Below are 17,415 nucleotides of genomic sequence, written 5' to 3'. Positions count from 1 at the left end.
ATGAATACCGAAGGACTCACTGAAGTTGCCGTAAAAGAAGCTCAACCCGTGGTCGAGCAGATCACCGAAACCCCGCCGGAACTCGAACCTGCGCCGCCCGCGCCGGCCACCGAGTCCGCCGCAGCGGCACCGGTGATCGCGATTCCCGGCCTGGATGACAGCAGCCTGTATATCCACCGGGAATTGTCGCAACTGCAGTTCAACATCCGCGTGCTGGAACAGGCGCTGGACGAGTCCTACCCGTTGCTGGAGCGGCTGAAGTTCCTGCTGATCTTCTCCAGCAACCTCGACGAATTCTTCGAAATCCGTGTCGCCGGCCTCAAGAAGCAGATCACCTTCGCCCGGGAACAGGCCGGCGCTGACGGCCTGCAGCCGCATCAGGCCCTGGCCCGCATCAGCGAGCTGGTGCACGGTCATGTAGACCGCCAGTATGCGATCCTCAACGACATCCTGCTGCCGGAGCTGGAAAAGCATCAGGTGCGCTTCATTCGTCGGCGCTACTGGACCACCAAGCTCAAGACCTGGGTCCGTCGCTACTTCCGCGACGAGATCGCGCCGATCATCACTCCGATCGGCCTCGACCCGACGCACCCGTTTCCGTTGCTGGTGAACAAGAGCCTGAACTTCATCGTCGAGCTCGAAGGCATCGACGCCTTCGGTCGCGATTCCGGTCTGGCGATCATCCCGGCGCCGCGTCTGCTGCCACGGATCATCAAGGTGCCGGAGGAAGTCGGCGGCCCTGGCGACAACTATGTGTTCCTGTCGTCGATGATCCATGCTCACGCCGATGACCTGTTCCAGGGCATGAAGGTAAAGGGCTGCTACCAGTTCCGCCTGACCCGGAACGCCGACCTGGCGCTCGACTCCGAAGACGTCGAAGACCTGGCCCGCGCCCTGCGTGGGGAGTTGTTCTCCCGTCGTTACGGTGACGCCGTGCGTCTGGAAGTCGCCGACACCTGTCCGAAACACCTGTCGGACTACCTGCTCAAGCAGTTCAGCCTCAGTGAGACCGAGCTGTATCAGGTCAACGGCCCGGTCAACCTGACCCGTCTGTTCAGCATCACCGGTCTGGACAGCCATCCGGAGTTGCAATACACGCCGTTCACGCCGCAGATCCCGAAACTGCTGCAGAACAGCGAAAACATTTTCAGCGTCGTCAGCAAGCAGGACATCCTGCTGCTGCACCCGTTCGAGTCGTTCACTCCGGTGGTCGACTTGCTGCGTCAGGCCGCGAAAGACCCGCACGTTCTGGCTGTGCGCCAGACGCTGTATCGCTCCGGCGCCAACTCGGAAATCGTCGATGCGTTGGTGGATGCCGCGCGTAACGGCAAGGAAGTGACGGCGGTCATCGAGCTGCGGGCGCGCTTCGACGAAGAGTCCAACCTGCAACTGGCCAGCCGTCTGCAGGCAGCGGGTGCGGTGGTGATCTACGGCGTGGTCGGCTTCAAGACTCACGCCAAGATGATGCTGATCCTGCGCCGCGAGGCCGGCGAGATCGTGCGTTATGCGCACCTCGGCACCGGTAACTACCACGCCGGCAACGCCCGTCTGTATACCGACTACAGCCTGCTGACCTCCGACGATGCCTTGTGCGAAGACGTCGGCAAACTGTTCAGCCAGTTGATCGGCATGGGCAAGACGCTGCGCATGAAGAAGCTGCTGCATGCGCCGTTCACCCTGAAGAAGGGCATGCTCGACATGATCGCCCGCGAGACGCAATTCGCCCTCGACGGCAAGCCGGCTCACATCATTGCCAAGTTCAACTCGCTGACCGATCCGAAGATCATCCGCGCGCTGTACAAGGCCAGCCAGTCCGGCGTGCGCATCGACCTGGTGGTGCGCGGCATGTGCTGCCTGCGTCCGGGTATCGCCGGGGTTTCGCACAACATTCACGTGCGCTCGATCATCGGCCGCTTCCTCGAACACACCCGGGTGTTCTACTTCCTCAACGGCGGCGAGGAACAGATGTTCCTCTCCAGCGCCGACTGGATGGAGCGCAATCTCGACAAGCGCGTCGAGACCTGCTTCCCGGTGGAGGGCAAGAAGCTGCTGACCCGGGTCAAGAAAGAGCTGGAGCTGTACCTGACCGACAACACCCACAGCTGGAGCCTGCAATCGGACGGTCGCTACATCCGCAACACGCCGACCGGCAACCAGAACCCGCGCAGTGCGCAGGCGACGTTGCTGGAGCGGTTGGGCAGTCCGATTCTGCCCGTGAGCAGTTGACCGCAGGTCTCAAAGCAATAAAAAGGCGATCCATCCGGATCGCCTTTTTTGTGCCTGCCTTGACTCAGTGCACGGTCAGGACAATACCCACCCGCGTCAGCCACTCGGCCTCAAGCGCGAAGTCGGCCTGAGTCAGCTGGTTCTCATCCAGCCAGTTTTCCGGGAATTCCACGTCGAGGTTGTCGCCTTTGGCGTGCAACGCGACCTGCGGCATGGCCTGGGTGCCACGAATGTGATGGAACAGGATCGCAAAGCGCAGCAGGACGCACAGGCGGATCAGCTTGTCGCCGTCCTCACCGAATTCGGCGAACTTGTCCTTGGGGATGTTGCGGCGGTGGCCGCGCACCAGCAGGGCGAGCATTTGCTGGTCTTCGCGGGAGAACCCGGCGAGGTCCGAGTGCTCGATCAGGTAGGCGCCGTGCTTGTGGTAGTGGTAGTGGGCGATGTCGAGCCCGACTTCGTGCACTTTCGCCGCCCAGCCCAGCAGTTCGCGCCAGATGCCGTCTTCCAGTTGCCAGTCCTCGGCCACCTGATCGAAGGCGTGCAGCGCTTTGCGCTCGACCCGTGCGGCCTGTTCCAGGTCAACGTGGTAGCGCTCCATCAGCGAGGTCAGGGTGCGTTCGCGCACGTCTTCGTGATGATGGCGGCCAAGCAGGTCGTAGAGCACGCCTTCACGCAGCGCCCCTTCGCAGTGATCCATGCGTTGCAGTTCGAGGGCGTCGAAGATCGCTTCGAGGATCGCCAGGCCCGCCGGGAAGATCGCCCGACGGTCAGGTTTGATGCCTTCAAAATCGATCTTGTCGACGTCGCCGAGCTTGAACAGGCGACGCTTGAGCCACGCCAGGCCTTCGGCATTCACTTCGCCGGCGCCGTGTCCGCCGGCCTTCAACGCCAGGCCGATGGCGCGGATGGTGCCCGAGGAGCCGATGGCTTCATCCCAGGTCAGGCGATGCAGGGCGTGTTCGATGCTCATGATTTCCAGGCGCGCCGCCGTGTAGGCCTGGGCGTAGCGGGCCGGGGTGATCTTGCCGTCCTTGAAATAGCGCTGGGTGAAGCTCACACAGCCCATTTGCAGGCTTTCGCGCAACAACGGTTCGAATCGTTGCCCGATGATGAATTCGGTACTGCCACCGCCGATGTCGGCGACCAGGCGCTTGCCCGGGGTGTCGGCGAGGGTGTGGGACACGCCGAGGTAGATCAGGCGCGCCTCTTCACGGCCGGAGATGACTTCCACCGGGTGACCGAGTATTTCTTCGGCGCGGTGGATGAATTCCAGGCGGTTGCGGGCTTCACGCAGGGCGTTGGTGCCGACGATCCGCACGGCGCCTAGCGGCATGCCGTTGATCAGTTGGGCAAAACGCTTGAGGCAATCGAGCCCGCGCTGCATGGATTCTTCGTTGAGATGGCGCTCTTCGTCGATGCCGGCGGCCAGCTGCACCTTCTCCCCGAGACGTTCGAGAATACGGATTTCGCCGTTCTGGGCCTTGGCCACGACCATGTGGAAGCTGTTGGAGCCCAGGTCGATTGCGGCGATCAGGGACAGATTCTTGGCTTGGGATTGCGGCATGGTCAGGGGGTCTCGGTCGATAACCCTGACATCGTGCCACGATCAAACGCTGCCGCCAACGCGCAGAACTGAAAGGCTTGATTCAGCACAAGTTTACGGGCCGCTGGGCTGCTTCGCAGCCCAGCGGGAGCACGCTCCCTCGCCACAGAGAATGGGCAGGTTCAGTGAGTGACTTCGACCGTGCCGATGAAATTCGCCAACTCCGGCGTCTGCGGATCGGCAAACAGCACCTTCGGATCCCCCACCTCATGCACCTTGCCCTGATGCATGAACACCAGTTTGTCCCCGACTTCCCGGGCGAAGCGCATTTCGTGGGTGACCATGATCAGCGTCATGCCTTCCCTGGCCAGTTGCCGGACCACGCTGAGCACTTCGTTGACCAGTTCCGGGTCCAGCGCCGAGGTGATCTCGTCGCACAGCAGCACTTTGGGCGACATCGCCAACGCCCGGGCGATTGCCACGCGCTGTTGCTGGCCACCCGAGAGGCGATCCGGGAAGGCGTCGAATTTTTCACCCAGACCAACGCGTTCCAGCATCTGCCGCGCCCGTTCCGCAGCCTTGGCCTTGGGTACTTTCTGCACCACTTGCGGCGCGAGCATCACGTTTTCGCCCACCGTCAGGTGCGGGAACAGATTGAACTGCTGAAACACCATCCCGACTTTCTGCCGCAGGCTGCGCAGGTCGGCGCGGGCGGCGTCGAGGTATTCGCCGTCGACTTCGATCACGCCGTCGTTGATCGATTCCAGGCCGTTGAGGGTGCGCAGCAGGGTGGATTTGCCCGAGCCGCTGCGGCCGATGATCGCCACCACCTGGCCTTCCTCGACGCTCAGGTCGATGCCTTTGAGCACGTGGTGATCGCCGTAGTATTTATGCAGAGCGGAAATTCTAAGCAGAGGCATGCAGTCTCCTTTCCAGGTAGCGCGCGCTGAGGGACAGGGGGTAGCAGAGCAGGAAATAGCCAGCGGCGACGAGGCCGTAGACCATGAATGGTTCGAAGGTGGCGTTGGCGAGCATGCCGCCGGTCTTGGTCAGTTCGGTGAAACCGATGATCGAGGTCACGGCGGTGCCTTTGACCACCTGCACCGAAAAGCCTACGGTCGGCGCCACGGCGATACGCAGGGCCTGCGGCAGGATCACGTAGCGCAGTTGCTCCAGTGGATTCATCGCCAGACTCGACGAGGCTTCCCACTGGCCATTGGGGATCGCCTCGACGCAACCGCGCCAGATCTCCGCCAGGTAGGCGCTGGTGAACAGCGTCAGGGCAATCGCCGCCGCCATCCACGGCGAAATCTCCACCCCGACCAGGGCCACGCCGAAGAACACCAGAAACAGCTGCATCAGCAACGGCGTGCCCTGGAACAATTCGATCCAGGTACGGGCGATGCGGCTCGGCAGCGCATTTTTCGAGATGCGCATCACCAGAATCAGCAACCCGACGATCCCGCCGCCGATGAACGCCACCAGCGACAGCGCCAGTGTCCATTGCAGGCCGGCCAACAGGTTGCGCAGGATGTCCCAGAACGTGAAGTCGCTCATTGACTGCTCCTTGCGTTGCTCGTCGACAAGTAGCGCCGGCCGAGCCAGTTCAGCAACTGACGGATCAGCAGCGCCATGCACAGGTAAATGAGGGTGGTCAGGGCATAGGTTTCAAAGGCGCGGAAATTGCGCGACTGAATGAAGTTGGCGGCGAAGCTCAACTCCTCGGTGGCGATTTGTGAACACACGGCCGAACCGAGCATGACGATGATGATCTGGCTGCTCAGGGCCGGCCAGACCTTGCCCAGTGCCGGCCGCAGCACCACGTGGCGAAACGCTTCGAAACGGCTCATCGCCAGCGCAGCCGCTGCTTCCAGTTGCCCGCGCGGTATCGCCTGGATGCCGGCGCGGATGATTTCCGTCGAGTAGGCGCCGAGGTTGACCACCATCGCCAGCACCGCCGCCTGCCACTCGGAAATCTGCACGCCGAGGGACGGCAGGCCGAAAAAGATGAAGAACAGTTGCACGAGGAATGGCGTGTTGCGGATCAACTCCACATACACGCCGAAGATCGCCGAGAACGGGCGGATGTTCCACGCCCGTACCAGCGCCCCGACGATGCCCACCCCTACGCCAAACAGCGCGCCGATGGCGGTCAGTTCAAGGGTGAACAGCGCCCCGCGCAACAGCAGATGAGTGTTCTCCAGCACCGGCAGGAAATCGAATTGATAGGCCATGAAGGTCTCCCGCGTCGCCGGTCAGAGGTCGGCCGGCAGCGGCTCTTTGAGCCAGGTCTGCGCGTTCTTTTCCAGCGCGCCGTCCGCCTTGGCGGTAGCCAGGATCTCGTTGACCTTGCCCAGCAGCGCCGGCTCGTTCTTGTTCACGCCGACGTAGACTGGCGAATCCTTGAGCTTCACTTTCAGCGCCGGCACACGCTTCGGATTCTTTTCACTGATCGCGACCATCACCACGTTGCCGCTGGCAATCAGATCCACCTGGCCGGCGAGGTAGGCGGCGATCGTCGAGTTGTTGTCTTCGAAGCGCTTGATGGTCACGCCTTCGGGGGCGACCTTGGTCAGCTCGATGTCTTCGATCGCGCCACGGGTGACGCTGATGGTCTTGCCCTTGAGGTCGTCCAGGGTGCTGACGGCAGCTTCTGGCGGGCCGAATACCGCGAGATAGAACGGCGCATAGGCGCGGGAGAAGTCGATGACCTTTTCGCGCTCGGGGTTCTTGCCGAGGCTGGAAATCACCAGATCGACCTTGCCGGTGGTGAGGAACGGGATGCGGTTGGTGCTGTTCACCGGGGTCAGTTCGAGTTTGACCTTGAGCTGGTCGGCCAGCAGTTTCGCGGTGTCGATATCGAGGCCGCGCGGCTTCATGTCCGGGCCCACCGAGCCGAACGGCGGGAAGTCCTGGGGCACGGCGACTTTCAGGGTGCCGCGTTTGACTACGTCGTCCAGACCGTCGGCATGGGCGGGTGCCTGGCTGAGCATCAGGCCGGCAAACAGGGCGGCGAGGAGGGCGCTGTAACGCTTCGTCATGGACAATCTCCGGATCGGCGGGAAGTGAAATCTGCGATCGGACAGAGCATGGGCCGTGCCAAGCCAGCGGTCTGGCCCCGCAAGGCCACGGGTTTAGCGGGTTTGTTCGGTCTTACTGGTCTGAACAGTCAGGTTGCGTTTCGCACTGCGATAGCGCATCGATGCGCACTGTCGAACCCCGCTGGGGCACGACTTGCCTGATGCCTCGAATAGCTTTACAACTGGCCGCACCTTGGCTGGCCTGTCTGGAAAACCATGAACTCGATCTCCCGCGCCGTACCCGAAGTGGCGCTGCAAGCGATCCGCAAACTGATTACCGAGCAGGGCTTCGGCGCCGGCGATGCGCTGCCCTCGCAACGGGATCTGGCGGTTCAGTTGGGTGTCAGCCGGGCGTCGTTGCGCGAGGCGTTGTCGTCCTTGAGTGCGCTGGGCGTCGTCAGCATCCAGCCGGGCAAGGGCGTGTTCGTGCAGTCACCAGTGGAACTGCCACGAATGGAGGGTGCGCCGGCCTGGCCGTTCGCAGCCCAGGCCTCGCCGCTGGAGATCTTTCAGTTGCGCTATGCGCTGGAAGGTTTTGCGGCGGGCTTGGCGGCGGTGACGCTGAGCACCTTTGATCTGGACGAACTGGAAGACAACGTCGCCGCCATGCGTGAGCAACTGCGTGCCGGGGACTTCGAGGCGGCGGCGAAACTGGACTTCGAATTCCACCAGCGAATCCTGCGGGCCAGCGGCAATCAGGCGATGCTGAGCATCCTCACGGCCAGCGCCGAGATCTTTCTGGAGAGCCAGAAACTACCGTTCATCCGGGCCGAGCGGGCCATGGAAACCTGGCAGGAACACCGCAAGATCCTCCGCGCCCTGGCGCGCCGGGCCTCTGCTGCCGCCCAGAAGGCCATGCAGGAGCACGTGCGCAACGCAGCACTGCGCACGGGAATTGCGTTTATCGCCCCCGCCGGCGCGTGACTTGAGCTATACCCAAACTCATCGAGTGCCATAGCAAGACTCAATCATCTGCGGCTTCCTGAACAAGGGAAGGGCGGCTATGATGGGCCACGTTTTTTTGCTTACAACCTGGAGAATTCCATGAGCAGCGATCTGATCAAACACGTTAGCGACGCTAGTTTCGAAGCCGACGTACTCAAGGCCGAAGGCGCTGTCCTGGTCGACTACTGGGCTGAATGGTGCGGCCCTTGCAAAATGATCGCTCCGGTTCTGGACGAGATTGCAGAAACTTACAAAGGCAAGCTGACCGTTGCCAAACTGAACATCGACGAGAACCAGGAAACCCCGGCCAAGCACGGCGTTCGTGGCATCCCGACCTTGATGCTGTTCAAGAACGGCAACGTGGAAGCGACCAAGGTCGGCGCGCTGTCGAAGTCGCAACTGGCTGCTTTCCTCGACGCCAACATCTAAGCGTCGCTGTAAGGATTGTCCTCAAAAAGCCCCGCAATTTGCGGGGCTTTTTGCGTATTCAGGGCTAGACGCTCCGAAACTCAGGTGATACATTCGGCCCCGCACTGGTTTCTCCACTGCCCCCTGCTAGCCGTCGCCGACGCACTCCTTTTCGAACAAGTACGCGATCCTGTCGCCTTCTCCGCGGCGCGGCCTCATTAAGCCAAAAGCTTAATTTCCCCCCTCCATAAATGATTACGTCATTCCTATATGAATCTGACTGAACTCAAGCAAAAGCCGATTACCGAACTGCTCGAATTGGCCGAACAGATGGGCATAGAAAATATGGCCCGTTCGCGCAAGCAGGACGTGATTTTCTCCCTGCTGAAAAAGCACGCGAAAAGCGGTGAGGAAATCTCCGGTGATGGCGTGCTGGAGATTCTCCAGGACGGCTTCGGCTTCCTGCGCTCCGCTGACGCTTCCTACCTCGCCGGCCCTGACGACATCTACGTCTCGCCGAGCCAGATCCGCCGTTTCAACCTGCGCACCGGTGACACCATCGTCGGCAAGATCCGGCCGCCGAAGGAAGGCGAGCGTTATTTCGCCCTGCTCAAGGTCGACACGATCAACTTTGATCGTCCGGAAAACGCAAAGAACAAGATTCTCTTCGAGAACCTGACCCCGTTGTTCCCGAACGTGCGCATGAAGATGGAAGCCGGCAACGGTTCCACCGAAGACCTGACCGGTCGTGTGATCGACCTGTGCGCCCCGATCGGCAAAGGCCAGCGCGGTCTGATCGTTGCTCCGCCGAAGGCCGGTAAAACGATCATGCTGCAGAACATCGCAGCGAACATCGCCCGTAACAACCCCGAAGTTCACCTGATCGTGCTGTTGATCGACGAACGTCCGGAAGAAGTGACCGAAATGCAGCGCACCGTGCGCGGCGAAGTGGTTGCCTCGACCTTCGACGAGCCGCCGACCCGTCACGTGCAGGTTGCTGAAATGGTGATCGAGAAGGCCAAGCGCCTGGTCGAACACAAGAAGGACGTGGTGATCCTGCTCGACTCCATCACCCGTCTTGCCCGTGCCTACAACACCGTGATCCCGAGCTCTGGCAAGGTGTTGACCGGTGGTGTCGATGCCCACGCCCTGGAGAAGCCGAAGCGTTTCTTCGGTGCCGCGCGCAACATCGAAGAAGGCGGCTCGCTGACCATTATCGCCACCGCGCTGGTCGAAACCGGCTCGAAGATGGACGAAGTGATCTACGAAGAGTTCAAGGGCACCGGCAACATGGAGCTGCCTCTGGACCGTCGCATCGCCGAGAAGCGTGTGTTCCCGGCCATCAACATCAACAAGTCCGGTACCCGCCGTGAAGAGTTGCTGACTGCCGACGACGAGCTGCAGCGCATGTGGATCCTGCGCAAGCTGCTGCACCCGATGGACGAAGTGGCGGCCATCGAGTTCCTGGTCGACAAGCTGAAAACGACCAAGACCAACGACGAGTTCTTCCTGTCGATGAAGCGCAAGTAACATCGTCGGTCGAGTCCGGAGAATGGCGTTCCTCAGGGGGCGCCATTTTTTTTTGCCTGTTTTTTGTCCGGGTCATGGGAGGTTCGCGATCTGGTAAGGTCAAGTGTGTTGGCAAAACAACAATCAGCCCACGAGGCTGTACAAAAAACAACCATCTGATTGGCATCAAGGATTTATGAGCACTCTCGCTTATCGAAGGGATATCGACGGCTTGCGCGCAGTCGCAGTGATGGCCGTGGTGCTGTTCCACTTTGGCGTCCCGGGATTCACCGGCGGATTCGTCGGTGTGGACGTGTTTTTCGTGATTTCCGGCTACCTGATTACCTCGATCATCTGGAACCAGCGCCAGGCCGGGCGCTTCAGTTTCGTCGATTTCTGGGCCCGGCGTGCGCGGCGGATCCTGCCGGCACTGTTTGCGATGATCATCGCTGTGCTGGCGGTGGGCTGGTTCCTGCTGGCGCCCAAGGACTACGAGGAACTGGGGCGGTCGGTGCGCTACCAGGTGACCTTTGTCTCGAACATCCTGTTCATGCGCCAGGACGGCTATTTCGACGTCGCTTCGGATCTCAAGCCACTACTGCACACCTGGTCGCTGGCGGTGGAGGAGCAGTTCTACATCGTTTTCCCGTTGCTGCTGACGTTGTTGTCGAGTCGGCTGAAACATTGGCGGCTGGCGCTGTTCGGCGTATTGCTGCTGTCCTTCGGGCTGAGTGTGTGGGCAATCAATCACCACCCGGAGAAAGCGTTCTTTCTGCTGCCGATGCGAGCCTGGGAACTGCTGGCCGGTGCGATGCTGGCGGTGGCACCGAAACACGCATGGCGTTTGAAACCGTTGGCCGCGCAGCTGTTGAGCCTGTCGGGTATGGGGCTGATCCTGCTGGCGGTGTTCATCTATGACAAGTCCACGCCGTTCCCGGGTGCGACCGCATTGCTGCCGGTGCTGGGGGTGGTGCTGCTGATTCTGGCCAATGGTCATCGCGAAACGGCAGTGGGTCGGCTTCTGAGCAGTCGGTTGATGGTGGGGCTCGGTCTGATCTCTTATTCCTGGTACCTCTGGCACTGGCCGGTCTTCGTGTTTTCCAGCTATGCCAGCGTCGAAGAGTCCGGTCCTGTGGATAGCGCGGGATTGATTCTGCTGACGCTGGTGCTGGGTTACCTGTCGTGGAGGTTCGTCGAGACACCATTTCGCGAGCGGCGCCTGCTCGCCGGGCGCCGACAGGTCCTGCTGGCCGGGTTCTGCGGCATTTTGATCCTGGGGCTCGCCGGGCAAGCCCTGCGCTGGACCGATGGCTTGCCGTCGCGTCTGTCCGAGCAGGCACTGCAATACGCCGACGGCCGCGAGTGGCCACCGGAGCAGCTGGCGTGCCTGACGGACGACAAGGCTGCGGACGACAAATTGTTCTGTCATTACGGTGTACGTGGTCTGCCGATCCAGGCTCTGGTCTGGGGGGACAGTCACGCGACGGCGCTGGTCCCGGTGCTGGAAGACGGGGCGAAAGCCCACGCTGTGAGTGTCACTCTTGCCAGTTCAGCCGGTTGCATTCCGGTTGAGGGTCTGGAAAGCAGCAGGGCGTGTGCGCACTTCAACCAACGGATCGAGCAGGCCTTGAGTGCGAAACAAGTGAGCGATGTGGTGCTGGTCGCTCGCTGGAGTCTTTATCTGTACGGCGACGCCAACGGCGATCTGGAGCATGCGTTAAGAACGCCGGTTGGTCAGTACGATCGGGCAGTCGCTGAACGGCGCCTGGCCGACGGCCTGCGTGCCAAGGTGGCGCGGCTGCGTGAGGACGGGCGGCGGGTCTGGCTGGTCAAGGAAGTGCCGTTGCAGGCATTCAGTCCGCCCTATCGCCTGACACGCCTGGCGATGCTCGGCCACGCGGTGGATGGCGTCGGTCTGGCTGTCGACGAGCATGAAAGGCGTCAGGGCTTTATCTCTCGGCTATTCGCAGAACTGGCGCAGGATCCGATGGTGCGGATCGTCGATCCGGCGCCACAACTGTGTGACGAGCACGGTCTGTGCCGCGCCGAACGTGATGGTTACTCGCTGTACAAGGATGACAATCACCTGTCGGAAGTCGGTGCGCGAAGCGTGGCGCCGATCCTCGAGCCGCTGTTTCTCGCTCTGCGAGGCGGGGAAAATCTCGGAAAAGCCCAGGCGAATGCAGCCAAGTAAGTCATGACGGGCTGCCAGCGACCGGCATAGCAGGTAGGATGTACGCCTATTTTGAGGGTGCCATCGTCAATGAAATTCAAGGATCTTCGGGATTTCGTGCAGCAGCTTGAGCAGCGCGGAGAGTTGAAACGCATCCGGATTCCCGTCTCGCCGGTGCTGGAAATGACTGAAGTGTGCGACCGCACACTGCGGGCCAAGGGCCCGGCACTGCTGTTCGAGAAGCCGACCGGCCATGACATTCCGGTGCTCGGCAACCTGTTCGGCACGCCCGAACGGGTCGCCATGGGCATGGGCGCCGAGTCCATCAGCGAACTGCGCGAGATCGGCAAGCTGCTGGCCTTCCTCAAGGAGCCGGAGCCGCCGAAGGGCCTGAAGGACGCATGGTCGAAGCTGCCGATCTTCCGCAAGATCATCGCGATGGCGCCGAAAGTCGTCAAAGACGCACCCTGCCAGGAAGTGGTCATCGAAGGCGACGACGTCGACCTGGCAATGCTGCCGGTACAGACCTGCTGGCCGGGCGACGTGGCGCCGCTGATCACCTGGGGCCTGACCGTTACCAAAGGCCCGAACAAGGATCGGCAGAACCTCGGCATCTACCGTCAGCAAGTGATCGGCCGCAACAAGGTCATCATGCGCTGGCTCAGCCACCGTGGTGGCGCGCTGGATTTCCGTGAGTGGTGCGAGAAGCATCCGGGCCAGCCGTTCCCGGTGTCCGTGGCCCTCGGCGCGGATCCGGCGACCATTCTCGGCGCGGTCACCCCGGTGCCGGACAGCCTCTCCGAATATGCTTTCGCCGGGCTGTTGCGCGACAGTCGCACGGAACTGGTCAAGTGCCGCGGCAACGACCTGCAAGTGCCGGCTACTGCCGAAATCATCCTCGAAGGTGTGATCCATCCGGGTGAAATGGCCGACGAAGGCCCGTACGGTGACCACACCGGTTATTACAATGAAGTCGACAGCTTCCCGGTGTTCACTGTCGAGCGCATTACCCACCGGATCAAGCCGATCTACCACAGCACCTACACCGGCCGTCCGCCGGATGAGCCGGCGATTCTCGGCGTGGCGCTGAACGAGGTGTTCGTGCCGATCCTGCAGAAGCAGTTCCCGGAGATCACCGACTTCTACCTGCCCCCGGAAGGCTGCTCGTACCGCATGGCCGTGGTGACGATGAAGAAGTCGTATCCGGGGCATGCCAAGCGCGTGATGCTGGGTGTCTGGTCGTTTTTGCGACAGTTCATGTACACCAAGTTCGTTATCGTCACCGACGACGACATCAATGCGCGGGACTGGAACGACGTGATCTGGGCCATCACCACGCGCATGGACCCCAAGCGCGACACGGTGATGATCGACAACACGCCGATCGACTACCTCGACTTCGCTTCGCCGGTGTCGGGTCTCGGCTCGAAGATGGGCCTGGATGCCACCCACAAGTGGCCGGGCGAAACCACTCGCGAATGGGGTCGGGTCATCGTCAAGGATGACGCCGTTACCCAACGGATCGATGCCATCTGGAATCAGTTAGGAATAGATTGATGCGTGTAACCCTGCAGCCCTCCGGAGCGGTGCTCGAGATACGGCCCGGAGAGCGGATTCTCGATGGTGCGCGGCGCCTGGGCTACGAATGCCCGCAAAGCTGCCGCAACGGCAATTGTCACGTGTGTGCGGCGCTGCTGGTGGAAGGCCGGGTCGAACAGGCCGGCAAGGTGCATGACCACGGCGAGTTCTACACTTGCATAGCGCAGCCGCTGGAAGACTGCATCCTGCTGTGGGATGGCGTGCTCGCGCTGGGAGAACTGCCGGTGCGCAGCCTGTCGTGTCAGGTCATCGAGTGCCGGGACGTCGGTGGTGACACCTGGCGTGTGCGTCTGCGTGCGCCGGCTGGCAAGCCGCCGCGCTATCACGCCGGTCAATACCTGATGATCGAGCGCGAGAGCGGCGAGAAATCGGCCTTTTCCATGGCTTCTGCGCCTCACAGCGGCCGTGACCTGGAAATCCACGTACTGGCGCGTGAAGCCAGTGCCCTGAGTCTGATCGAACAACTGCAGCGCAATGCCATGGTGCGGGTCGAATTGCCGTTCGGTGACACCCATCTGGCGGAACTGCCGGACGGGCCGCTGGTGCTGATCGCCGCCGGTACCGGCATGGGCCAGATCCACAGCCTGATCGAACACTGCCGGGCCAGCGGCTTCAAACACCCGGTGCACCTGTACTGGGGCGTGCGTCGTCCGGAAGATTTCTACGAAATCGAGCATTGGGACGAATGGCTGAAGCTGGCCAACCTGTTCCTGCACAAGGTCGTCAGTGACCAGTGTGGCTGGGAAGGGCGCTGCGGGATGTTGCATGAGGCGGTGTGCGAGGACTTCCCGGACCTGAAATCGCTGCACGTCTACGCCAGCGGCTCGCCGGCCATGGTCTACGGCACCCTGGATGCGCTGGTGGAGGCCGGGATGGATGCCCACCAGATGCGCGCCGACGTATTCGCGTATGCGCCGCGCTCCTGAGTTTTTCTAGAACCGCACACCCGTTGTCACCATGGCCGCGTTGGCGCCGAGAAATACCAGCTCGGCGCCCAGCGGGCCATAGTGGGCGCCGACCGACGGAATGATCACCGGTGCAACGCCGAAGTGATTGAGCGGGATCTTGTCTTTGTAGTCACCTCGATAGCCTTGCAACAAGCCGCCTGTGAGTTTCACGTACACCGGATAATCGGCGCTCTCGAAGCGTTTGCCGGCGTAGGCGTAATTGGAGCGCTGGCTGAACGAGTTACGGAAAGTTGCTCCGCCAAATACCCAGCCGGAAGCCTGATTGCGCTCGATGCCGATCAAGTCCTGATGATTATTGTGTTCAGGGTCGGGTGAGTAATGTTTGGTATAGACACTGGTCTGTGCGTACCAGAAACCTTTGTCCTGCGTGTCGTCCACGGCCAGCGATGGAGCGGTCTGAATCATCAACAGTGCGGCCAGAATTCCTGGTTTTTGCATCGTGCAGCCTCGGGTGAACGGGTTGGCTTGCGCCAGAGGAAAGCCGTATTACGCAGGCGATCAGCGACGGTAAATGTGGGAAGTCCGAAATTTTAGTAGGAAGAATCCCGAGATTTCATGAACGAAACCTGAACGAAGAGAGGGCTTAACGATATTTCATTCGGATATTTAAGATATCTGCGCAATGGTATTAGGCTATATCAAACAAGATAGCTCTCGCGGATAACCCCGAATCAGCGCTATCAAAGGTGTCATACATCCTTTAGCACTTTTCGTTTTACAGTTACTGCTATATGTTCTATCAACTGAATTGTGCTTACATCTTGTAATACTTGCAGGGCCGAATACTTTCGTCATGACAGCCATTGAATCTGCTTTTCTGAATCTGGCTTACCCTCCGCGGCTCGATCTGGGGCCGCAGCTGACTCACGAACAACTCCTCGCTTCCATGCAGTCGACCATGGCGCGCCACAAGGGCGGGCCGGTGTGGTTGTTCGCGTATGGTTCGCTGATCTGGCGGCCGGAGTGTTCGGCAGTGGAACGGGTTCGTGGACGGGTGCATGGCTATCATCGCGGGCTGTACCTGTGGTCGCACGAGCATCGCGGTACGCCGGAAATGCCGGGGCTGGTGTTCGGTCTGGATCGCGGCGGTTCGTGCAGCGGCTTTGCCTACCGGTTGCCGGAAGACAACCTCGACAGTGCGCTGTATGCATTGTGGAAACGCGAGATGCCGTTTCCGTCCTATCGCCCGCACTGGCTCAACTGCCGTCTTGAAGATGGCAACCGGGTACAGGCGCTGGGGTTTGTATTGGAGCGACACCTGCCCAGCTATGCCGGCAATCTGCCAGATCATGTGCTGAGCCAGGTGTTCGAAAGCGCTTGCGGGCGTTACGGCACGACTCGCGATTATGTCGAGCAGACCGCTCACGCCCTGCGCAGCCACGCCATGCCAGACCGGAATCTGGAGGCGCGGCTCAAGCGCTGTCGGTCAAAAGCCGATCAGGCGACTGCCTCGCGACTCTGACTGGCGGCCTGCTTGTGCATCAAGGTCGGGGCCAGGAAGGCCATCGACAGCAGGCAGGCGCCTACCAGCAGCACGAAACCGCCGTCCCAGCCGAAGTGGTCCACGGTGTAGCCCATCGCGGCACTGGCCGCGACCGAACCACCCAGGTAACCGAACAGGCCGGTAAAGCCTGCAGCCGTCCCGGCGGCTTTTTTCGGTGCCAGTTCCAGGGCCTGCAGGCCGATCAGCATCACCGGGCCATAGATCAGGAAGCCGATGGAGAACAGCGCGATCATGTCGATGGTCGGGTTGCCGGCCGGGTTCAGCCAGTAAACCAGGGTCGCCAGGGTCACCAGGGCCATGAACACCATGCCGGTCAGGCCGCGGTTGCCACGGAAGATCTTGTCCGACATCCAGCCGCACAGCAGCGTGCCCGGGATACCCGCCCACTCATAGAAGAAGTACGCCCACGACGTCTTGTCGACGTCAAAGTGCTTGGCTTCCTTGAGGTAGGTCGGCGCCCAGTCCAGTACGCCGTAGCGCAGCAGGTAGACGAAGACGTTGGCCATGGCGATGTACCAGAGCATTTTGTTACGCAGCACGTATTTGACGAAGATTTCCTTGGCGCTGAATTCGTCTTCGTGGCTGGCGTCGTAGCCTTCCGGGTAGTCGTTCTTGTACTTCTCGATCGGCGGCAGGCCGACCGATTGCGGGGTGTCACGCATGGTGATGAAGGCAAATGCCGCCACCGCCAGGGCCACCGCCGCCGGCACGTAGAACGCCGCGTGCCAGTCATTGAACAGGCCCATGCCGATCAGGAACAGCGGGCCGATCAGGCCGCCGCCGACGTTGTGCGCCACGTTCCATACGGACACCACGCCGCCGCGCTCCTTCTGCGACCACCAGTGCACCATGGTCCGTCCGCTCGGCGGCCAGCCCATGCCTTGGGCCCAGCCGTTGATGAACAGCAGGATGAACATCATGGTCACGCTGGACGTTGCCCAGGGTGCGAAACCGAAAATGAACATCACACCTGCCGAAACCAGCAGGCCGAAGGGCAGAAAATAGCGCGGGTTGGAACGGTCGGACACCAGGCCCATGAGGAACTTGGACAGGCCGTAGGCAATGGCGATGGCCGACATTGCCAGACCCAGATCGCCCCGGCTGTAGCCTTCGTCGATCAGGTAGGGCATGGCCAGGGAGAAGTTCTTGCGCAGCAGGTAGTAACCCGCATAACCAAAGAAGATACCGGCGAAGATCTGCCAGCGCAGGCGTCGGTAGGTACTGTCTATTTTTTCTTCAGGCAAAGGAGCCTGATGTGCGGCAGGTCGAAAGAAAGCAAACATTCAAGAGCTCCAGATTTCTTGTTTTGACTGCGGATGCGAATGTTACAGTTTCGTTACCGAAAATAGCACCGGTTCACGTCGGCAAAACAGCGGAAAATGTTGGAAGTCGCACGTTCTTTTACGAACCTGTCGCTCAGCTGTAAGAACAGGGCGTTTTCACCACTTATGAACATG

15 protein-coding genes are annotated in these 17,415 nt (G+C 61.0%); 8 read left to right on the top strand and 7 right to left on the bottom strand.

Annotated elements, in window-relative coordinates; translation table 11 throughout:
• Complete coding sequence (gene ppk1, locus ACK6BI_RS02525; RefSeq protein ID WP_065258113.1) at positions 1–2,226, top strand: polyphosphate kinase 1; 2,226 nt, start codon at positions 1–3, stop codon at positions 2,224–2,226.
• A gap of 64 nt (positions 2,227–2,290) precedes the next feature.
• Here ppk1 and ppx read toward each other — a convergent pair whose 3' ends face one another.
• From ppx to ACK6BI_RS02500, 5 genes are all read right to left on the bottom strand, one after another.
• Entirely contained in the window at positions 2,291–3,793 is a 1,503-nt protein-coding gene (gene ppx, locus ACK6BI_RS02520) for an exopolyphosphatase (RefSeq protein ID WP_409315876.1), read from the bottom strand.
• 161 nt (positions 3,794–3,954) lie between these two features.
• Positions 3,955–4,692 (bottom strand): amino acid ABC transporter ATP-binding protein, encoded by a 738-nt coding sequence (locus ACK6BI_RS02515; RefSeq protein WP_409315875.1) that lies wholly within the window; start codon positions 4,690–4,692, stop codon positions 3,955–3,957.
• Positions 4,679–5,329: an amino acid ABC transporter permease gene (locus tag ACK6BI_RS02510; protein ID WP_409315874.1), complete on the bottom strand. Its 651-nt coding sequence runs from the start codon at positions 5,327–5,329 to the stop codon at positions 4,679–4,681. The genes ACK6BI_RS02515 and ACK6BI_RS02510 overlap by 14 nt, the downstream gene beginning before the upstream one ends.
• A complete protein-coding gene (locus ACK6BI_RS02505; RefSeq protein WP_409315873.1) occupies positions 5,326–6,006 on the bottom strand; it encodes an amino acid ABC transporter permease in 681 nt (226 codons plus the stop codon). Before ACK6BI_RS02505 ends, ACK6BI_RS02510 begins: the two co-directional genes overlap by 4 nt.
• Positions 6,007–6,027: 21 nt before the next feature.
• Complete coding sequence (locus tag ACK6BI_RS02500) at positions 6,028–6,813, bottom strand: transporter substrate-binding domain-containing protein (protein ID WP_236192263.1); 786 nt, start codon at positions 6,811–6,813, stop codon at positions 6,028–6,030.
• A 255-nt stretch (positions 6,814–7,068) separates the two neighbouring features.
• On the opposite strand from ACK6BI_RS02500, the gene ACK6BI_RS02495 reads away from it, so the two are divergent.
• The 6 genes from ACK6BI_RS02495 to ACK6BI_RS02470 all read left to right on the top strand — a co-directional run bounded on the left by ACK6BI_RS02495 (position 7,069) and on the right by ACK6BI_RS02470 (position 14,412).
• Positions 7,069–7,776 carry a FadR/GntR family transcriptional regulator gene (locus ACK6BI_RS02495; protein ID WP_409315872.1) on the top strand — a complete coding sequence of 236 codons (708 nt, stop codon included), beginning with the start codon at positions 7,069–7,071 and terminating at the stop codon, positions 7,774–7,776.
• Between the two features lie 120 nt (positions 7,777–7,896).
• Complete coding sequence (gene trxA, locus ACK6BI_RS02490; protein WP_003206727.1) at positions 7,897–8,226, top strand: thioredoxin TrxA; 330 nt, start codon at positions 7,897–7,899, stop codon at positions 8,224–8,226.
• Positions 8,227–8,475: 249 nt separating this feature from the next.
• Complete coding sequence (gene rho / locus ACK6BI_RS02485) at positions 8,476–9,735, top strand: transcription termination factor Rho (RefSeq protein WP_007951825.1); 1,260 nt, start codon at positions 8,476–8,478, stop codon at positions 9,733–9,735.
• 175 nt (positions 9,736–9,910) lie between these two features.
• Positions 9,911–11,908, top strand: coding sequence for an acyltransferase family protein (locus ACK6BI_RS02480; protein WP_409315871.1), 1,998 nt, complete (start codon positions 9,911–9,913; stop codon positions 11,906–11,908).
• Between the two features lie 69 nt (positions 11,909–11,977).
• The gene (gene ubiD / locus ACK6BI_RS02475) at positions 11,978–13,444 is read left to right on the top strand and encodes a 4-hydroxy-3-polyprenylbenzoate decarboxylase (protein WP_065259930.1); all 1,467 of its coding nucleotides are present in this window, start codon (positions 11,978–11,980) and stop codon (positions 13,442–13,444) included.
• Positions 13,444–14,412: a CDP-6-deoxy-delta-3,4-glucoseen reductase gene (locus ACK6BI_RS02470; RefSeq protein WP_409315870.1), complete on the top strand. Its 969-nt coding sequence runs from the start codon at positions 13,444–13,446 to the stop codon at positions 14,410–14,412. The genes ubiD and ACK6BI_RS02470 overlap by 1 nt, the downstream gene beginning before the upstream one ends.
• A gap of 6 nt (positions 14,413–14,418) precedes the next feature.
• Here ACK6BI_RS02470 and ACK6BI_RS02465 read toward each other — a convergent pair whose 3' ends face one another.
• Positions 14,419–14,859: a sn-glycerol-3-phosphate transporter gene (locus ACK6BI_RS02465; protein WP_409315952.1), complete on the bottom strand. Its 441-nt coding sequence runs from the start codon at positions 14,857–14,859 to the stop codon at positions 14,419–14,421.
• Between the two features lie 388 nt (positions 14,860–15,247).
• Here ACK6BI_RS02465 and ACK6BI_RS02460 point away from each other — a divergent pair, with 388 nt between their 5' ends.
• Positions 15,248–15,916: a gamma-glutamylcyclotransferase gene (locus ACK6BI_RS02460; RefSeq protein WP_065259927.1), complete on the top strand. Its 669-nt coding sequence runs from the start codon at positions 15,248–15,250 to the stop codon at positions 15,914–15,916.
• Here the strand turns inward: ACK6BI_RS02460 and glpT are convergent.
• Positions 15,892–17,241, bottom strand: a complete 1,350-nt coding sequence (gene glpT, locus ACK6BI_RS02455; protein ID WP_409315869.1) for a glycerol-3-phosphate transporter — start codon at positions 17,239–17,241, stop codon at positions 15,892–15,894. The two genes, ACK6BI_RS02460 and glpT, sit on opposite strands and share 25 nt — an antisense overlap.
• Positions 17,242–17,415 lie beyond the last annotated feature (174 nt).

This window comes from Pseudomonas sp. KCJK9016 (assembly GCF_046231795.1).
In the GTDB taxonomy this organism is placed as follows: domain Bacteria; phylum Pseudomonadota; class Gammaproteobacteria; order Pseudomonadales; family Pseudomonadaceae; genus Aquipseudomonas; species Aquipseudomonas bananamidigenes.
This window is presented reverse-complemented; position numbering and strand designations above follow the sequence as displayed.